This window comes from Blastococcus sp. CCUG 61487 (assembly GCF_005222955.1).
In the GTDB taxonomy this organism is placed as follows: domain Bacteria; phylum Actinomycetota; class Actinomycetes; order Mycobacteriales; family Geodermatophilaceae; genus Blastococcus.
Genome location: NZ_LWUA01000034.1, coordinates 1 through 1,351, shown reverse-complemented (window position 1 = coordinate 1,351; position 1,351 = coordinate 1). Strand labels below are relative to the sequence as shown.

1 protein-coding gene is annotated in these 1,351 nt (G+C 71.4%); it reads right to left on the bottom strand.

Features of this window, described 5'->3' with window-relative positions:
* Positions 1-18: 18 nt before the first annotated feature.
* Positions 19-1,107 (bottom strand): IS110 family RNA-guided transposase, encoded by a 1,089-nt coding sequence (locus tag A6V29_RS03410; RefSeq protein WP_137158994.1) that lies wholly within the window; start codon positions 1,105-1,107, stop codon positions 19-21.
* Positions 1,108-1,351: the final 244 nt, after the last annotated feature.

Genomic DNA, 1,351 nt, shown 5'->3' with positions numbered 1-1,351 from the left:
GGATGCTCCTATGGATCGTCAAGCGGCGTGAGCGAGGTTCTCGGGCCGCTGGGCGGGTCGTAGGAGGTAGTAGAGCTCGCGGGCGATCATGCGCTTGAGGCAGCGGATGATGTCCTTCTTGGACAGGCCTTCCTTGGTGCGGCGTTCGACGTAGGCGCGGGTGCGGGGGTCCCAGCGCATCCGGCAGAGGACGACGCGGTAGAGAGCCGCGTTGGCCTGACGGTCACCGCCGCGGTTGAGCCGGTGGCGGTTGGTCTTGCCCGAGGAGGCCGGGATCGGCGCGACGCCGCAGAGCATGGCGAAGGCCGGCTCGGAGTGCAGCCGGTCGGCGTTCTGGCCGGCGGTGACCAGCAGCTGGCCGGCGACGTCGGCGCCGACGCCGGTGCAGGCCAGCAGCTGCGGGTTGATCTCGGTGACGAGCGGGGCGATGAGGTCGTCGAGCTCGCCGATCTCCTCGCTCAACGCCTGGTGGCGACGGGCCAGTGCACGCAGGGCGGTCTTGGCGGCCTGCTCCGGTTCGCCGACACGGGCTGCATCCGGGCGGAGTGCGGCGCAGGTGGCGATCAGCCGGGTGATGCTCAGGCCGCGCAGCTGCGCGCGCAGCGCTTCGGGGGCGGTGACGATCAGAGACTTGATCTGCCGCTGGCAGTCAGCGCGCTGGTCGATGGCGCTGCGGCGGGCCACGCGCAGGTTGCGCAGCGCCTCCACCGCGCCGCTGCGGTCCTTCGGGATGCCGGTGCGCACCCCGGTCAGCGCGGTGCGAGCAGCGGCCTCGGCGTCGAGCGGATCGGACTTGCCGGCGAACCGCCGGGTCTTGCGGTCAGGCCGGTCGACCTCGAGCAGCGCCACGCCCTCGGCGGCCAGGTGACGGGCCAGGCCGGCGCCGTAGACGCCGGTGCCCTCGATCCCGACGACCAGCAGCGTGCCGAAGCTGCGCAGCCAGGCCAGCAACTGCCGGTAGCCGGCCGCGGTGGCCTCGAACTGCTGGTGTCCCAGTTTCCGGCCGGCGGTGTCGACCACCGCGGCGGTGTGGGTGTCGGCGTGGGTGTCCACGCCACCGGCCACCTCGATGGGTAGCGCCTGGACCGTCGTGCTCGCTGGTGTCATCGTGGTCTTGCCGTCCTTCTCGCTCGCAACCGGTAGGGGCGGCACGCACCGCCGGGCGAGCGGACAAGACAGTGATGGGTGCCTGCTGGCACAGGCTCCTATGAGGTCACACCGCCACGTCTGGTGAGTGCAGGCAGCCCCGCAGCGGACCGAACCGACAGATCCCGTTGAAGACCCGAAGTCAGTCAGGCGGTGGGTCAGGAACGACCGCTGCGGGGCGCGCCTACATCCTCACTGTCAGGCG

Excerpts from the sequence above, each read along its gene's own strand:
- A6V29_RS03410 (WP_137158994.1), bottom strand. The coding sequence starts at position 1,107 with ATGACACCAGCGAGCACGACGGTCCAGGCGCTACCCATCGAGGTGGCC.